Source organism: Janthinobacterium sp. DSP2-3-3, assembly GCF_049897325.1.
Classification (GTDB): Bacteria; Pseudomonadota; Gammaproteobacteria; order Burkholderiales; family Burkholderiaceae_D; genus Janthinobacterium.
In genome coordinates this window covers 303845-318983 of the sequence record NZ_JAFCWA010000005.1, presented here as the reverse complement: position 1 = coordinate 318983, position 15139 = coordinate 303845, and the positions used below count along the sequence as shown (strand labels likewise).

Sequence of the window (15139 nt, the reverse complement as noted above, 5' to 3'; positions counted from 1 at the left end):
ACCGCATGCGCTACAAGAAAGTGAGTTTGGGCCTGTTGCTGGCCTTTGTCGTGGGTTTTGTCTGCCAGTTGGCGCACATCCCCGTGCCGGCGCCGCCCGTGCTGGGCGCCGCGCTGCTGGTGTTTTTGACCAGCAGCGGCTACTGGCTGACGGGTTTGTACCTTGAGCGCCGCGCGCAAGCAGAAGCGCAGCGGGAGGCGCCATGAACGTCATGCTGGCCGGCGCCGTGCTCGGCGTGCTGGTGGGTGCGGTGTGCCGCTGGTTCGACCTGCCATCGCCCACGCCACCCACGCCGACAGGCGCGGCGATGGTGGTGGCTATGACATTGGGCTTCGTCATGGCAGGGCAGCTGCCGGCGTAGGCGATTACTTGGAAATGCGCAGGATGGCCGAGGCGAGGCGGGTGAAACAGGGGCTCAGGTCGCTTTCGGTGGCCGCATAGCAGTACAGGCCCGCAGGTTCGGCCGGCTTGCGGCAACTGGTTTTCGCATCGGCCGTATTGGCCAGGCAGCGCAGCAAGTCTTCGCCCAGTTCGTTGTCCGGCCCTTCCTTGCTCTTCAGTGATGCGCCCATGCCCAGGGTAAAGACGTAAATGCCTTCCTGGCGCGCCTTTGCCGCCATCGCCTCCACCAGGTTGCGCGAGGCGCGGTGCACATTTGTCCATTGCGCCTGCGCCGAGGCGACGGAAGCGGTCACGACACGGGGCGTGCTGGTCACGATGGGAAATTCGCGCAGCGGGGCGGCGTCATTATTCGCGTTATACCATGGGGGAAGCGCGGTGATCTGCGTGGCGGCGCAATCGCCGTACTGGAGCGTGTCGCTCACTTTCATCCGGTACAGGCCGGCCAGCGCGGGGTTTTGCAGTTTTGGAAAGGTGGCGAGCGCGCCTGCCGTCTTGCATTTGCTGCTGGTGTTGGGAAAGTACGAGGAAAATGCCGCTGGCGAACCATCGGAAAAAAACACGATGACGCGCAGGCTGGAGCGGTTGATCTGTTCGATGTCATTCAGCTGCTTGCGCGCCTGGAACATGCCTGCGGAAGAATTGGTGCCGCCGACAAAGGCGAATTGATCGATCTTTCCATCTTTCATGGTCATGCTGCTGCGGTCAAAACCGCGCTCGACCTGCCTGATCGGAATATCGATTTGCGCTTCCGAAGCGAAGTGCAGCAAGCCGACCCGGTCGACCGTGGAGTTGAATTTGTTCAGGAAAGACTTGCCCGCCGCCCGCACGGCCTCCGCATTGTTTTCTAGCGACCTCGACGTATCCATCACCAGCACCATGTCCAGGTCCTTGCGAATGGTTTGTGCGCTGGCGGCCACGTTCAGGGTCTTGAAGCCAAGTATGCCCATCAGCGACACGGGCAGGGAGGCGGTGGCCGAGACGTCGATGGTGACGCTGCCGCTGTCGAACGTGACGCTGACCGGATGCAGGGTCGGCGTCGACATCAGGAAGTTGTCCGGATAATTAATGTCAAAGAACTCCTTCGCCGACTGACGCGCATTGGCCCGCTGTTCCTCTTCCGAGTTGCCTGCGGTAACGCCACGCGCTGCCGCCAGGCTGGCCGAGTCGACCGCTGCGTTGAGCTTGGCCTTGACGAAGTAGCCGAGGGCCGAATCGACGGCCAGGCCCACGGAGGCGATCAGGACGACGGCCGACAGCGCCACCAGGATCAGTACTTGCCCGCCTTGCCGCTTGTGTGGAATGCGCATCAGAATATCGTCATCGAAGTGAGGTTGGGACCCAGCACGGGAGTCGTGCTGTTGCCAAATTTCAAGGTACCGAACAGCATGTCGAAATTGTAGAAAGTTTCCACTGCGTAGATCAGTTCGCCATCGGCCAGCTGGCTCTGCATCAATGGCACCGCGGGCGCATACTCATCCTTGGCGATGCCGGTGCACGTGCCATTGCTCCAGCTGCCGCATTGCCACACCTGGCTGGCGGGCAGGTAGCCGCTGGCCTTCGCGCCGGCGTCCCAGCGGTACTGTTCCAGCACGATATTGCGCAAGCCGCTCTTCGCCGTGTAGCCCATGATCTTAGTGATATAGATCATGCCGTGCCCGTTCATGTCCAGCGGCGGGGTGGTGGCGGCCAGCGCATTCATGATGCTCTGGCTGGAGCCGCTCAGGTCGGACGTGGCGCGCGCGGACAAGTTGGCGCCTTCGCGGCTGATGTTGAGCAGGATGGTCTTGGCCTGGATGGCGCGCGACAGGTCGGCCAGCATAAACAGCAGCAAGGCCAGCAAGGGCAGCACGATGGCAAATTCGATGGCGGCGATGCCGCGCGCGGCGCGGCGCGGAAAACGGGGGGCTGGTGCGCGCATCACAGGCCGCCAAAGCTTTCATTGCGCATGGTGGCGGCCACCACGAAATGCGCCTGACCGTCGTGGAACAGGGCCCTGATCATGGGCGTGGCAAATGCCCAGCGGCAATCGACGGAGATGACGACGATATCGCCGGCCTGGCCGAACATGGCGGCGCCGACCGCAGCGCTGCCGTTGACGGCGATCACGGGGCTGACCTTGTCATACATGCCCATGGAACTGTCGCGTATCTTTTGCATCACGGCCTGGTAGCGCTGCTGGTTGGCGCTGTCGGGGTCGAGGTCCTTGGCCCCCGTGACGGCATAGCGCGCGCCTTCGCGTACGGCATGCTGCATGGTCATATTGGCAAAATAGGCCATGCTCAATTCAATGATGCCGATTATCAGCATGAGAAAGACCGGTGCTATCAGGGCCAATTCAACCAGCGTGGTGCCGCCCTGTCCGCTTTGCTTACGGAATATGCGGGAATCGACCTGTTTTAAACGCATGGGAATAATCCGGTTAAGTTCCGCGATGACGAATGTCGGGCGGCTGGCATTGGGCCATTTGACTGGCGATTATTCTATATCGATTTTCAAGGGCGTGGCCGTCATTTAAATTATTACAGGTCAAGATAATCGTAATTAACTGCGTTATTTCAAGTGTGCCGGCCCCGTCCTTACAGGGCCGGGAGTAATATGCGCGGGTATGAAAACAAGCCTGGTGTCAGGATTGTCCTGCGTGCAGGCAAAGACTTGTTTTGCAAGGTGATGCAACAAAATGCTGCAATGTAAGCAACAGCAGCGGTGGCAGCAGCGATGGCGCGCCCGCGGCGCACCCGTACTGGCCACGCTGCCCATCCATCGGCACACGCCCGGCATGCGGCGACCGCCGGCCTGGGGGACGCACCGCGTTTGCGCGTGCCGGACCATGGCCTCTTCCTTTGTGCCCCCATGACTTCTTTCCCCTGCGCGCGGCGGCAGAAGGCGCGCGCGGACGAGGCAGGCAAGCCGATTCGGATCAACAACATGCCCCCGATGGGAGTGGGCTTCAAGTAAAGAGGTAAAGCATGTCAACAAAAAATGTCATACGCGTCATGCTGGTGTCGGATCACAAGACCTGGCTGTGGGGCTTGGAGCAGTTGCTCGCCGGCGCCCAGCCGGCGATGCAGGTGGTGGCCAGCTCCACCGAGATCGACAGCGCGCTGCTGCTGGCCAGCACCCTGTGTCCTGACGTCATCGTGCTCGACGCCGATCTTGGCTGCGGCGGCGCCTGCGCCATCGATTATCTGCCGGAGCTGCTCGGCAATGGCGTGTCGCGGGCCTTGCTGTTCAGCGGCACGCAGGACCAGGCCGCATGCGGGCGCGCTGTGCGCAGTGGCGCGCGCGCGGTGATGGGCAAGGAAACGCCGGTCAAGCAAATGGTCGACGCCATCGCCCGCCTGCATCAAGGCGAATTGTGCCTCGATCCGGCGCTGCTCGACAGCATGCTGGGAGTGCTGAACAAGCCGGAGGCGGCGCCTGATCCGGAAGAGCAGCGGATCGCCAGGCTGACGCTGAAGGAGCGCAAGATCGTTGCCATGATGGTGGAAGGAAATGGCGCGCTGAACCGCGCGATAGCCCAGCGCGCTTTTATCTCGGAGCAAACCTTGCGTAATCATTTGACATCGATCTACAGCAAGCTCGATGTCACCAACCGCCTGGAATTATATGTGTATGCCACCCGCAACCGGCTGGCCGAGCCCATGCCTGCGGAATGACAGTACATATGTCCTGATTGTGAACAAAAAATTAAGATGGTTTGTACTGCGCATAAAATGACTTTTCTCTGATTCGATTTAATGTTTGTTTATATAAAATACACGAATCAGAAATTGGCAAATAAAAACAAAGATAATGTTTTTATTTTCAGACTGTATTTTTAGTTTTTATCATGTTTAAAACTTGACCTGAAAGGGAATAATATGAATTTCATTAAAAACTTTATCGCCGAAGAAGATGGCGTGACTGCCATCGAATATGCGCTGATCGCTGCGCTGGTGGCTGCTGCGCTGGTAACGGCCGTCGGCTATTTCACCACCGGCCTCGATGGCGCCTTCAAGGCGATCGGCACCAAGCTGACGGGCGCGGCGATCTAAGGCGCCTGCCCACCGCGCAGCACCCCGGCAGGCCGGCTGCCCATGCGGACCGGCCTGTCGACTTCCCGCCCAACGATGCGCATGCTGTCATGTGCTCGACTTGCATCAGGTACACGATGGACCCTCATTCTTTCTGGACGTTCAGCCCCGCCATTGTCTTGTGGTGGCTGCTTGCCGCAGCTGTCTGGCATGACGTGCGCCGCCGGCGCATTCCCAACCGCTTGGTGTTTTCCGGCGCCTTGCTTGGCGTGCTGCTCAACAGCCTGGCGCTGCCCGGAGTGACGCCGGCCGGGCCGTGGCTGGCGCTGGGCGGCCTAGCGGTCGGCCTGGGCTTGCTGCTGCCCATGTATGCGATGAAGGCGCTGGGCGCGGGCGACGTCAAGCTGATGGCGATGGTGGGGGCCTTTCTTGGCCCACGCCCCGCCGTGTTTGCGGTGCTGTGCAGTCTGCTTGCTGGCGGCGTGTTGGCGCTGGCCGTCGCCCTGTGCCGGGGCACGCTGCGCCAGGCGATGAGCAATGCCTGGCAATTGCTGCTGCAAGGCTGGCTGCGTGCCGCGGCAGGCGAGGTGCCGCAGGTCGGCGCGTCCGCCGCGCCGAGCGGCAACTTGCCGTACGCGATCGCCATTGCCGTTGGCACCGCCATCTGGCTGGCCCTGGCTGCCGGCGGATATGCATGACGCGCCCGGCACCGAGATGGCCGCGTACGCCCGGAAAACCCGGCGTCATCGGCAGGATCAACATCGAGAGGATAAGTAATGAGAAATAGCCGCGTTGTGATCGTGCTGCTGCTGGCATTGCTGATGGCGGGAGGCGCCGTGCTGGCGGCGGCGCGCTGGATGGCAGGACAAGGCGTGCCGGCCAGCCAGACGGTGATGGTCGCGCTAGTCGATATCGGTGTGGGCGCGAAGGTGACGCCGGCCATGCTGCGCGGCATGGACTGGCCGGCGGGCGCCATGCCGCCGGGGGCGTTTGGCGAGACTGGCGCGCTGGACGGGCGTATCACGCGCACCGCCGTCAGCAGGGGCGAGCCTGTCCTGGAAAGCAAGCTCGCGCCGCCCGGCGCCACCGGTGGCCTGTCGGCCATCGTGGCTGCCGGCAAGCGTGCCATGACTGTGCGCGTGAATGACGTGGTGGGCGTGGCCGGTTTCGCCTTGCCGGGCAATTTCGTCGACATTCTCGTGCATACGCAGGATGACCGCGCCAGGCCGGCGGGCGGCGGGCCGCTGGCCATTTCCAAGATCGTGCTGGAACGCATCCTGGTGCTGGCCGTGGCGCAGGAGTCCGGCCGCGATGACAACAAGCCCAAGGTGGTCAATGCCGTGACCCTGGAGCTGACGCCGGAGCAGGTGGAAAAGCTGGACCTGGCGCGCAGCGTGGGCAGTCTGTCGCTGGTGCTGCGCAACCAGGTCGATCCGGCGCCCGTCAACACGGGCGGCGCTACCAAGGAATCGTTGCTGGAACTGAAGGCGCCGGCGGCCGCGCCGGTGCGCGCGGCGCGGCGCCAAACGGCCCCGGCACGCGCTGCCGCGCGCGACAGCATCACCGTCATCAAGGGCATGGATACCAGCGTCCAGCAATTTTAAAAATCAGCAGGCAAGCGAGCAAGGATGATCGATGAACAAATTTCGTAAGCACGCCTCGAGTGCGGGCATGCGCCTGAGCCTGGCGCTGGGCGGCGTGGCGGCAGGCCTGGCTTGGCCGGGCAGCGCCATCGCGGCGGCGCCGGCCAGGCAGGCCGTCATGTCGCCAGTCGCGGCGCCGGCCATGTCGCTGGGCGCCGATATTGCCCGCCTGGGCGCACCCGTGCGCATCGCCGTGGGCAAGTCCACCTTGCGCAGCCTGAGCCTGCCGGTGTCGCAGATCGCCGTCAATGATCCGCGGGTGGCCGGCGCCAGGATGCTGGGCTCGTCCAGCCAGCTGTTCGTCTGGGGCCTGGCCCCCGGCAGCACCAACCTGATCCTGTGGGACCGGCAGCAGCGCCCCGTGATCGTCGATATTGAAGTCGAGATCGATGTCGAGGGCTTGCAAGCGCAGCTGGCTTATGTCTTCCCTGGCGAGCGCGCCGTCAAGGCTGGCGCGGCCGGCGGCAGCATCGTGCTGTCGGGGCAGGTGAGCGACAGCGTCAAGGCCAGCCAGATACTGGAGATGGCGCAGGCCTATGCGCAGCGCGGCGCCGGCGAAGCGGCCGCGCCGGCCGACGGCGCCGCCAGTGCGGCCGGTGGCGTCAAGGTCATCAATATGCTATCGATCGCGGCACCACAACAGGTCATGCTGGAAGTGAAAATCGCCGAAGTGTCGAAGACCCTGGTCGACCAGCTGGGCGCCAGCGTGGGCATCAGCGGCACGCGTGGCAACTGGACCTACGGCCTGCTGTCGAACCTGCTCAGCGGCAACCCGAGCCAGCTGGGCGCCGTGCACGGCAAGAATGGCAACGGGCTGACGCTGGATGCGCAAAAGCGCGACGGCCTGGTCAAGGTGCTGGCCGAACCGAACATCATGGCCATCAGTGGACAGGAAGCCAGTTTCCTGGCGGGCGGCAAGATTTTCATTCCGGTCGCACAAGACAGCACCACCAACAAGATCACGCTGGAGGAAAAGGAATTCGGCATTGCCGTCAAGTTCACGCCCACCGTGCTGGAAGGCGGACGCATCAATCTGAAGGTGGCGCCGGAAGTGTCGGAGCTGAACCGCGAAGGCATCGGCATCACCACCGGCGGGGGCGCCGCCGCCAATGCGGTGTTGCCGGCATTTACCACGCGGCGCACCACCACCACGGTGCAGCTGTTCGACGGCCAGAGCTTTGCCGTTGGCGGCTTGATCAAGAACAATGTGACGACCAATATCAAGGCCTTGCCCTTCCTGGGCGAGATTCCCGTGCTGGGCGCGCTGTTCCGCAGCAGCGATTTCCAGACCGACCGTACCGAGCTGGTGTTCATCATCACGCCGCACCTGGTCAAGCCACTCGACAGAGCGCTCGATGGCGACATCGTGTTGCCGACTGACGCCTATGTGGCGCCCAGTCGCGGCGAGTTCTTCTTGCAAGGAAAAATGGAAGGCGCCGCCGCGCCACGGCCACGCCAGGAAGCAGCCACGCAGACAGCGCCGGCTGGCCCGGACATTCAATAGGAGCACATCATGCAGCATTCCCTTTTTCTCCCCGTGCTCCTGGCCGCCCTGGCCGTCAGCGGCTGCGCCGCCACCCCGAACCTGGACCGCCAGTTTGGCCACAGCGTCGAGCAACTGCGCTTGCGGCAAGTACTGTCGCCGCAGGCGGGCGCGAACCGCGACCCCGTGGCCGGCATGGACGGCAAGGCCGCCCAAGCCGCCTACACGGCATATCAGAAAAGCTTTGCCGCGCCCGCGCCGCAAGCGGCCGCTTTTACCATCGGCGTCGGGGCGCGCCAGTGAACCTGGCATCGTCATCACAGAACAAGCAAGGCATATCGTGAAAATCGCCATCAATTCCAGGGATGAAAAAACGCTGTCCGAACTGGGGCGGCTGCTGCGCAGCCGCAATCGGCTCGACGAGATCAACGCAGGCGGCGAAACGCTCGAACCGCTGCAGGCGGCGCAGTCCCTGCCCGACGTGCTGATCTTCGACCGTCCATCGAACGACGGCGCCGACCTGGCCGCCATCGAGCGCCTCAGCAACCTGCATCCGCGCATGGCCTTCATCGTGCTGTGCCACCATCAGGCGCCTGAATTCCTGCTGCAGGCCATGCGTGCAGGCGTGCGCGACGTGTTGCCGTTTCCCGCCGCGCCGGCCAGCCTGTATGCGGCGCTCGAACGCATCGAGGAAAAGCTGGAGCGGCGCGAGCAAGGCAACGGCAAGGTGCTGGCCTTCATCTCCTGCAAGGGCGGCAGCGGCGCCACCTTCATTGCCAGCAACCTCGGTTATGCGCTGGCCGCCGGCGGCCAGCAGCGCGTTGCCCTGATCGACATGAATTTGCATTTTGGCGATGCCTCGCTCTTCGTTTCCGAGAACAAGCCGCTGGCCACGCTGTCCGACGTCACGCGCGACATCCACCGGCTCGACTCCTCGTTCCTGGGATCGAGCATGCTGCACATCCTGCCCAACTACAGCGTGCTGGCCGCGCCCGAGGACCCGGCCCACGCCAGCGAAGTGGCGCCCGAACACATCGACGCCATCATCAAGCAGGCCAGGCGCCAGTACGATTTCATCGTGCTCGACGTGGGCCGCAACCTTGATGCCGTCAGCGTGCGCGCGCTGGACCACTCCGACATGATTTTTCCTGTCCTGCAGGCGACCTTGCCCTACATCCGCGACGGCAAGCGCCTGCTGGGCATGTTCCGCTCGCTCGAATACGCCAAGGACAAGGTGCATATCATCGTCAACCGTCACGACAAGGGCGGCGAAATCCGCCTGCGCGATCTGGAGGCGGCGTATGGCACGACGGTCTACCGCACCGTGCCGAATCACTACGCCTCGGCGGCCGCCTCGGTCAACCAGGGCGTGCCGATTTTACAGCTCGACAAAGCCAGCCCGATCACCCGCTCGCTGCAGGAATTCGCCGCCAGCCTGGCCGGCGGCGCGGCCAGCACGGCGCGCCAGGGCTGGCTGGGCCGCGTTTTGCGGCGCGCCTGATCCACGCGCTCGATCCACATCCTAGAACAGGAGCATTTCATGGCTAGTTCCCCCATCGCCGTCTTGTCCATCCGCGAACGGCTAGGCAGCGCCAAGATCGCCGCGCTCGCGCCGCAACGCATGGCGGCCATCGACAACCACGGCTACCGTGACCTCAAGCTGCGCATCCATGGGCTGCTGCTCGACCGGGTCGACCTGGAAAGCATGCAGCGCCTGTCGCAGGAGCGCATCCGCGAAGAATTGCGCGGCCTGGTCGAGCGCTTGCTGGAGGAAGAGGCGGTGGTCATCAACGACGCCGAGCGCAAGAGCCTGACGCGCGACATCCAGCACGAGATGCTGGGCTTCGGGCCGCTCGAAACGCTGCTCTCGGATGCCAGCGTGTCGGACATTCTGGTCAATGGCCACAAGCAGGTCTATGTGGAGCGCGCCGGCCGCCTGGAGCTGACCGACGTCAGCTTCGACGATGACGCCCACCTGATGAAAATCATCGACAAGATCGTCTCGCGCGTGGGCCGCCGCATCGATGAATCGAGCCCCATGGTCGACGCGCGCCTGCCCGACGGTTCGCGCGTCAACGCCATCATTCCGCCGCTGGCGATCGACGGCCCGGTGATGTCGATCCGGCGCTTCTCCGTCGACCCGCTGCGCCTGGCCGACCTGGTCGCCTACCAGAGCATGACGGCCGAGATGGCCGAGGTGCTGCAGGGCCTCGGCAAGGCGAAGATGAATATCCTCATTTCCGGCGGCACGGGCAGCGGCAAGACCACCATGCTCAACGTGCTGTCCGGCTTTATCGGCCAGACCGAACGCATCGTGACGGTGGAAGACGCGGCCGAGCTGCAATTGCAGCAGCCGCACGTGGTACGCCTGGAAACGCGCCCCGCCAATATCGAAGGCAAGGGGGAGGTGAGCCAACGCGCGCTGGTGCGCAATGCGCTGCGCATGCGCCCGGACCGCATCATCCTGGGCGAGGTGCGCGGCGCCGAGGCGCTTGACATGCTGGGCGCGATGAACACGGGCCATGAAGGCTCGATGGCGACCATCCACGCCAACACGCCGCGCGACGCCATCACGCGGCTGGAAAACATGATCAGCATGGCGGCGGCCAACCTGCCCAGCAAGGCCATCCGCCAGCAGATCAGCTCGGCCGTGTCGGTGGTGGTGCAAGTGTCGCGCCTGATCGATGGCAAGCGCAAGGTCACGTCGATCCAGGAAATCACGGGCATGGAAGGGGAGGTCATCACGATGCAGGAAATTTTCAGTTTCAGGCAGACCGGCGTGGCCGAGGGCGGCGCGGTGGTCGGGTATTTCTCGGCCAGCGGCATCCGCCCGCGCTTTCTCGAGCGGCTGAACAGCTTTGGCATCGGCGTATCGGGCGCCTTGTTCGAACCTGCCGCGGCGGGACGCTGACCCGCCATGCTTTCTTACCTTGTCTATCTGCTCATCTTCCTGGCCGTCCTGCTGCTGATGGCTGGCGCCTGGCTGGCGTGGCAAGCGGCGCGCGGGGCGGGCGCGGCGCGAGTGGCGCGGCGCCTGCAGGCCATGTATACGGCCAGCGGCGGCGAACAAGCCCTGTCGATCACCAAGCAGCGCCCACTGAGCACCAATCCGCTGCTGCAAGGCATGCTGGAAGGCTTGCCCGGCACGCGGCGCCTCGATCAGTTACTGCTGCAGGCGGGCATGCGCTGGCGCGTGGCTGGCTTCCTGGGCTATTGCACGCTGGGCTGGACGGCCGGCCTGCTGGTGGCCAGCGCGCTGCCGCTGCCATGGTATGTGCGCCTGGGTATGAGCGTGGGCGGCGCCGCGCTGCCGTATCTGCTGGTGCGCCGCGCCAGGAGCAAGCGGCTGGTGCGCATCGAGCAGCAACTGCCGGATGCGCTCGACCTGATGGGCCGCGCCATGCGTGCCGGCCATGCCTTTCCGACCGCGCTGAAAATGGTGGGCGAGGAAATGACGGGGCCGCTGGCTGAAGAGTTCCGCGCGGTGTTCGACGAAGTCAGTTTCGGCGTCGCGATGGCCGATGCGCTGGGCAACCTGGCCGCGCGCGTTCCCAGCACGGACTTGCGCTATTTCGTCATCGCCGTGCTGATCCAGCGCGAAACGGGCGGCAACCTGACTGAATTGCTGAGCAGCATCAGCGCCATCATCCGCGATCGCCTGAAATTGCTGGGTCAGGTGCGCGTGCTGTCGGCCGAAGGGCGCATGTCGGCCTGGATTCTGGGTTTGCTGCCGTTTGGCGCGGCGCTGATGATGTACATGATGAATCCGCAGTTTATTGCCGTGCTGTACACGGATGCGGGCGGGCGCAAGATGGTCGGCGTGGCGTTGGGCTTGCTGATGGTTGGCGTGCTCGGCATCAGAAAAATTATCAATATCCGGGTGTGATATGAAAGAAAAGATACGATGAGTAACATGAGTGCGGCGCAGTTGGCTTTGCTGGGCCTGTTGTTCCTGATTGTTTTCGCGCTGGCCCTGCTGGTGCTGCGCCTGCTTGCTGGCAATGCGGTGCAGGAGCGGCTGCAGGCGCTGGGCGATGCCGGCGCCGCCGGCGACAGGGAGCGCCTTGCCCGGCGGCGCTGGCTGGTGCACGCCGTCAGCCTGACGCGCCCGCTGGCCAGATTGTCGCTGCCGGACGAGGGCTGGGAAAGTTCGCCCATCCGCAGCTGCTTCGTCCATGCCGGCTGGCGCAGCCAGGCCGCGCCCGCGCTGTTTTACGCGGCCAAGACCGGCTTGTTCGTGGGCTTGCCGCTGCTGGTGTACTTTCTGCTGCGCCAGGGCGGGCACAATTTGCCGTTGTGGCTGGTCGCGGCCGCCGCCCTCGGCTATTACCTGCCCAATGTCTGGCTGTCGCGCTGCGTGAAACAGCGTCAGCGCGAAGTGTTCGAGACCTTTCCCGATGCGCTGGACCTGATGACGGTGTGTGTCGAAGCGGGGCTGGCGATGGATGCGGCCCTGGCGCGCGTGGCGCAGGAAATCGGGCTGAAAAGCGCGGTCCTGGCCGAAGAGCTGCAACTGGTGACGCTGGAGCTGCGCGCCGGCAGCGCCAAGGACATGGCCTTGCGCAACCTGGCCCTGCGCACCGGGGTGGAGGATGTGGACGCGCTGGTGACCCTGCTGATCCAGGCCGAGCGCTTCGGCACGAGTATAGCCGCGTCGCTGCGCGTGCAGTCCGACCAGCTGCGCACCAAGCGGCGCCAGCGCGCCGAAGAAACGGCGGCCAGGATCGCCCTCAAACTGCTGTTTCCGCTGATCTTTTTCATCTTTCCATCGTTGATGGTAGTGCTGATGGGGCCGGCGTTCCTGCAGATTTACCGCGTGCTGCTGCCGGCCATGCGTGGCAACTGAAGGGACCAAAAAAAAACTGCCGGAGGAAACTCCGGCAGCTTTTTTTACCTCAGAGCGCGCCTGGCAATCAGGCGAATGGCGTCAGCAGGGTAATCATCTGGCCAAAGATCTTCGGGCTGGCGGCGATGACGTCGCCCTTGTGCAGGTAGTCCGATTCGCCGGAAAATTCACCGACGATACCGCCCGATTCCGTGATCATCAGGGCGCCTGCGGCGATATCCCAAGGCTTCAAGCCTTTTTCGTAGAAGCCGTCCAGGCGGCCGCAAGCGACGTAGGCCAGGTCCAGTGCGGCCGAGCCAGCGCAGCGTACGCCCTGGCTGCGTTCGCCCATGATCGCGTACATTTTCAGGTATTCGTCCAGCGCGCGGGCGCTGCCGGCCACGTAGCCGGTGCCCAGCAGGGCGTTCGAGATGCGGTCTAGCTTGGTGACGCGGATGCGTTTTTCGTTCAGGTAGGCGCCGGCGCCCTTGGTGGCCGTGAACAGGTCGTTGCGGACCGGGTCGTAGATGACCGCTTGCGTGACGACGCCGCGATGCGCGAGAGCGATCGAGATGCAGTATTGCGGGAAGCCGTGGATAAAGTTGGTGGTGCCATCGATCGGGTCGATGATCCACTGATATTCATTCTCGTCGTGCGAGTTGGCGGAAGCTCCCGATTCCTCAGCCAGGAACGCGTGGTCCGGGTAGGCTTTGGACAGCACCTCGATGATGGCTTGTTCGGCCGCTTGGTCGACGTCGGTGACGAAATCGTTATGTTGTTTTTCCGTGACGACGACGCGGTCGAGGTCAAAAGAGGCGCGATTGATGACGGCGGCGCCGCGGCGGGCGGCTTTGATCGCCGTGTTGAGCATTGGGTGCATGTGAGCTTCCGTTAAAAGCACGCGACCGCCCAAGGTCGCCTTGCGGCGCCGGTACGATAGAGTGCAAGAATGAATTAAAGAGCGGAGCGGTGCCGAAGTGGTTAAAATCCCGGCCTGGAGTCAGCGTTTTGTGACTCCGTTTCCCGAAATTTCCTGTATCGATACCGCGCAATAGCGCTATTTTAAATGAATCTGCCCGAAATCAACACGTCTCTTTTCAAACGCCTGCGATTTATTCTTGTCGAAACTAGTCGTCCTGGCAACATTGGCGGCGTCGCGCGCGCCATGAAAACGATGGGTTTTTCCGATCTGGTGCTGGTCAACCCGCGTTTCCCCGATGCCTTGACGGACGCGGAAGCGGTGGCCTTCGCCAGCGGCGCGCAGGATATTCTGTCTGGCGCGCGCATCGTCGGCTCGATTGCCGAGGCGCTCGAAGGCTGCAATTACGCGGCGGCCGTGTCGGCCAGATTGCGCGAATTTTCGCCGCCCGTCACCGCCCCGCGCGCCATCGCCATCCAGCTGGCCGCCAGCGCAGACTTGCACGCGGCCGTCATCTTCGGCAACGAGCGCTTTGGCTTGCCCAACGAGATCGTCGAGCAGTGCAATGTGCTGATCAACATCCCCGCCAATCCCGCGTATTCCTCGCTGAACCTGTCGCAGGCGGCGCAGGTCGTCGCTTATGAATGCCGCGTGGCGGCCCTCGGCGATGCGCAGGCGGCCAGTCCCGTCGGTTTCCACGGCGACGCGGCCAGCCTGACGCAGGTCGACGGCATGTATGCGCATCTTGAGCAGGCGCTGGTGGCCATCGATTTCCTCGATGCCGACAATCCGAAAAAGCTCATGCCGCGCCTGAAACGCCTGTTTTCGCGCACGGGGTTGGAAACGGAAGAGGTCAATATCTTGCGCGGCATCGCCCGGCATATCCTGGCGGTGGCGAAAAAAGGCCCATGATAGAGACCCGGCTGCTGCGCCAGTTCATCGCCGTCGCCGAGGAACTCAATTTTCGCCGCGCGGCCGAACGGCTGCACATGGCGCAGCCGCCGTTGTCGCAGGCGATCCTGCGGCTGGAGGAGGCGCTCGGCTACCCTGTTTTCGAGCGCACCAACCGCAAGGTCAGTCTGACGCCGGCCGGCAGCACTTTTCTGACTACGGCGCGCCAAGTGCTGGCCAGCCTGGAAGAGGGCGTGGCGGCCACGCGCCGCGTGGCGCAGGGCATCGAGGGGCACTTGCGCCTGAGTTTCATCAACATCACGCCGTATGCCCACGTATTGCAAGCCTTGCGCGCTTTCCGCGCCGCCTCGCCCGCCGTGCAATTCATCTTGCGCGAAGCGTCGACGCAGCAACAGGTCGAGTGGCTGGAGCAGGGCGAGGTCGATATCGCCCTGCTGCGCGCGCCGGGGCGCAGCACGCCAGGCTTGCATTTCGAGCGCCTATCAGGCGAAGACATTGTGGTGGCACTGCCGTCCGACCACCGCTGTGCGGCGCAGGTAAGCGTGGACCTGGCGGACCTGGCCTTTGATGATTTCGTCGCCTCGCCGCGCGACTTGGGTCAGGGTTTCCATGACCAGCTTGCCAGCCTGTGCCTGCATGCGGGCTTCGTGCCGCACGTGGTGCAGCAGGCGCGCCGCCTGCAAACGGTGCTGGGCCTGGTGGCGGCCGGTTTCGGCGTGGCCCTGCTGCCGGCCAGCCTGGCCGTGTGCATGCCCGCCGGTGTCGTCATGCTCCCGCTGCAAAGTGATGCGCCCGAGGCCTTGCGCCAGCTCGACCTGTACATGGCGTGGGACCCGCAGCGCCATTCTGCCGTGCGCGAGCGCCTGCTGGCGCAGCTGCGGCACTTCGGCCCTCAGTGAGACCTTAGATTGAGACGTCAAGCGTCTCGTTTCAAGATAAATA

18 protein-coding genes are annotated in these 15139 nt (G+C 63.8%); 14 read left to right on the top strand and 4 right to left on the bottom strand.

Features of this window, described 5'->3' with window-relative positions:
• Window positions 1-5: 5 nt before the first annotated feature.
• Together ACP7DE_RS12735 and ACP7DE_RS12730 are read left to right on the top strand one after the other, a co-directional pair.
• Window positions 6-206: a DUF1427 family protein gene (locus ACP7DE_RS12735; RefSeq protein ID WP_426072427.1), complete on the top strand. Its 201-nt coding sequence runs from the start codon at window positions 6-8 to the stop codon at window positions 204-206.
• Complete coding sequence (locus ACP7DE_RS12730) at window positions 203-361, top strand: XapX domain-containing protein (RefSeq protein WP_426072426.1); 159 nt, start codon at window positions 203-205, stop codon at window positions 359-361. The genes ACP7DE_RS12735 and ACP7DE_RS12730 overlap by 4 nt, the downstream gene beginning before the upstream one ends.
• A gap of 4 nt (window positions 362-365) precedes the next feature.
• Here the strand turns inward: ACP7DE_RS12730 and ACP7DE_RS12725 are convergent, their stop codons facing one another.
• The 3 genes from ACP7DE_RS12725 to ACP7DE_RS12715 are packed head-to-tail and all read right to left on the bottom strand — an operon-like array spanning window position 366 to window position 2808.
• Window positions 366-1709, bottom strand: a complete 1344-nt coding sequence (locus ACP7DE_RS12725) for a vWA domain-containing protein (RefSeq protein ID WP_426072425.1) — start codon at window positions 1707-1709, stop codon at window positions 366-368.
• A complete protein-coding gene (locus tag ACP7DE_RS12720; protein WP_426072424.1) occupies window positions 1709-2320 on the bottom strand; it encodes a TadE/TadG family type IV pilus assembly protein in 612 nt (203 codons plus the stop codon). Before ACP7DE_RS12720 ends, ACP7DE_RS12725 begins: the two co-directional genes overlap by 1 nt.
• Window positions 2320-2808, bottom strand: coding sequence for a TadE/TadG family type IV pilus assembly protein (locus ACP7DE_RS12715; RefSeq protein ID WP_426072423.1), 489 nt, complete (start codon window positions 2806-2808; stop codon window positions 2320-2322). The genes ACP7DE_RS12720 and ACP7DE_RS12715 overlap by 1 nt, the downstream gene beginning before the upstream one ends.
• A gap of 560 nt (window positions 2809-3368) precedes the next feature.
• Here ACP7DE_RS12715 and ACP7DE_RS12710 point away from each other — a divergent pair.
• The 10 genes from ACP7DE_RS12710 to ACP7DE_RS12665 all read left to right on the top strand — a co-directional run bounded on the left by ACP7DE_RS12710 (window position 3369) and on the right by ACP7DE_RS12665 (window position 12387).
• Window positions 3369-4058 carry a LuxR C-terminal-related transcriptional regulator gene (locus tag ACP7DE_RS12710; RefSeq protein ID WP_426072422.1) on the top strand — a complete coding sequence of 230 codons (690 nt, stop codon included), beginning with the start codon at window positions 3369-3371 and terminating at the stop codon, window positions 4056-4058.
• Between the two features lie 204 nt (window positions 4059-4262).
• On the top strand, window positions 4263-4436 hold the full coding sequence (locus tag ACP7DE_RS12705; protein ID WP_071650303.1) for a Flp family type IVb pilin: 174 nt from the start codon (window positions 4263-4265) through the stop codon (window positions 4434-4436).
• 116 nt (window positions 4437-4552) lie between these two features.
• Complete coding sequence (locus ACP7DE_RS12700) at window positions 4553-5113, top strand: A24 family peptidase (protein WP_426072421.1); 561 nt, start codon at window positions 4553-4555, stop codon at window positions 5111-5113.
• A gap of 78 nt (window positions 5114-5191) precedes the next feature.
• Window positions 5192-6019 (top strand): Flp pilus assembly protein CpaB, encoded by an 828-nt coding sequence (gene cpaB, locus ACP7DE_RS12695; RefSeq protein WP_426072420.1) that lies wholly within the window; start codon window positions 5192-5194, stop codon window positions 6017-6019.
• Window positions 6020-6050: 31 nt separating this feature from the next.
• A complete protein-coding gene (locus tag ACP7DE_RS12690; protein ID WP_426072419.1) occupies window positions 6051-7562 on the top strand; it encodes a type II and III secretion system protein family protein in 1512 nt (503 codons plus the stop codon).
• A gap of 9 nt (window positions 7563-7571) precedes the next feature.
• Window positions 7572-7844 carry a hypothetical protein gene (locus ACP7DE_RS12685; protein ID WP_426072418.1) on the top strand — a complete coding sequence of 91 codons (273 nt, stop codon included), beginning with the start codon at window positions 7572-7574 and terminating at the stop codon, window positions 7842-7844.
• A 37-nt stretch (window positions 7845-7881) separates the two neighbouring features.
• Window positions 7882-9042, top strand: a complete 1161-nt coding sequence (locus ACP7DE_RS12680) for an AAA family ATPase (RefSeq protein WP_426072417.1) — start codon at window positions 7882-7884, stop codon at window positions 9040-9042.
• A gap of 63 nt (window positions 9043-9105) precedes the next feature.
• Window positions 9106-10452, top strand: a complete 1347-nt coding sequence (locus ACP7DE_RS12675; protein WP_426072557.1) for a CpaF family protein — start codon at window positions 9106-9108, stop codon at window positions 10450-10452.
• A gap of 6 nt (window positions 10453-10458) precedes the next feature.
• A complete protein-coding gene (locus tag ACP7DE_RS12670) occupies window positions 10459-11427 on the top strand; it encodes a type II secretion system F family protein (protein ID WP_426072416.1) in 969 nt (322 codons plus the stop codon).
• A gap of 18 nt (window positions 11428-11445) precedes the next feature.
• The gene (locus tag ACP7DE_RS12665; RefSeq protein WP_426072415.1) at window positions 11446-12387 is read left to right on the top strand and encodes a type II secretion system F family protein; all 942 of its coding nucleotides are present in this window, start codon (window positions 11446-11448) and stop codon (window positions 12385-12387) included.
• A gap of 67 nt (window positions 12388-12454) precedes the next feature.
• Here the strand turns inward: ACP7DE_RS12665 and ACP7DE_RS12660 are convergent, their stop codons facing one another.
• Window positions 12455-13237 carry an inositol monophosphatase family protein gene (locus ACP7DE_RS12660; RefSeq protein WP_426072556.1) on the bottom strand — a complete coding sequence of 261 codons (783 nt, stop codon included), beginning with the start codon at window positions 13235-13237 and terminating at the stop codon, window positions 12455-12457.
• A 195-nt stretch (window positions 13238-13432) separates the two neighbouring features.
• On the opposite strand from ACP7DE_RS12660, the gene ACP7DE_RS12655 reads away from it, so the two are divergent.
• Window positions 13433-14197 (top strand): RNA methyltransferase, encoded by a 765-nt coding sequence (locus ACP7DE_RS12655; protein WP_426072414.1) that lies wholly within the window; start codon window positions 13433-13435, stop codon window positions 14195-14197.
• Complete coding sequence (locus ACP7DE_RS12650; RefSeq protein WP_426072413.1) at window positions 14194-15096, top strand: LysR substrate-binding domain-containing protein; 903 nt, start codon at window positions 14194-14196, stop codon at window positions 15094-15096. The genes ACP7DE_RS12655 and ACP7DE_RS12650 overlap by 4 nt, the downstream gene beginning before the upstream one ends.
• The last annotated feature ends 43 nt before the right edge of the window (window positions 15097-15139 follow it).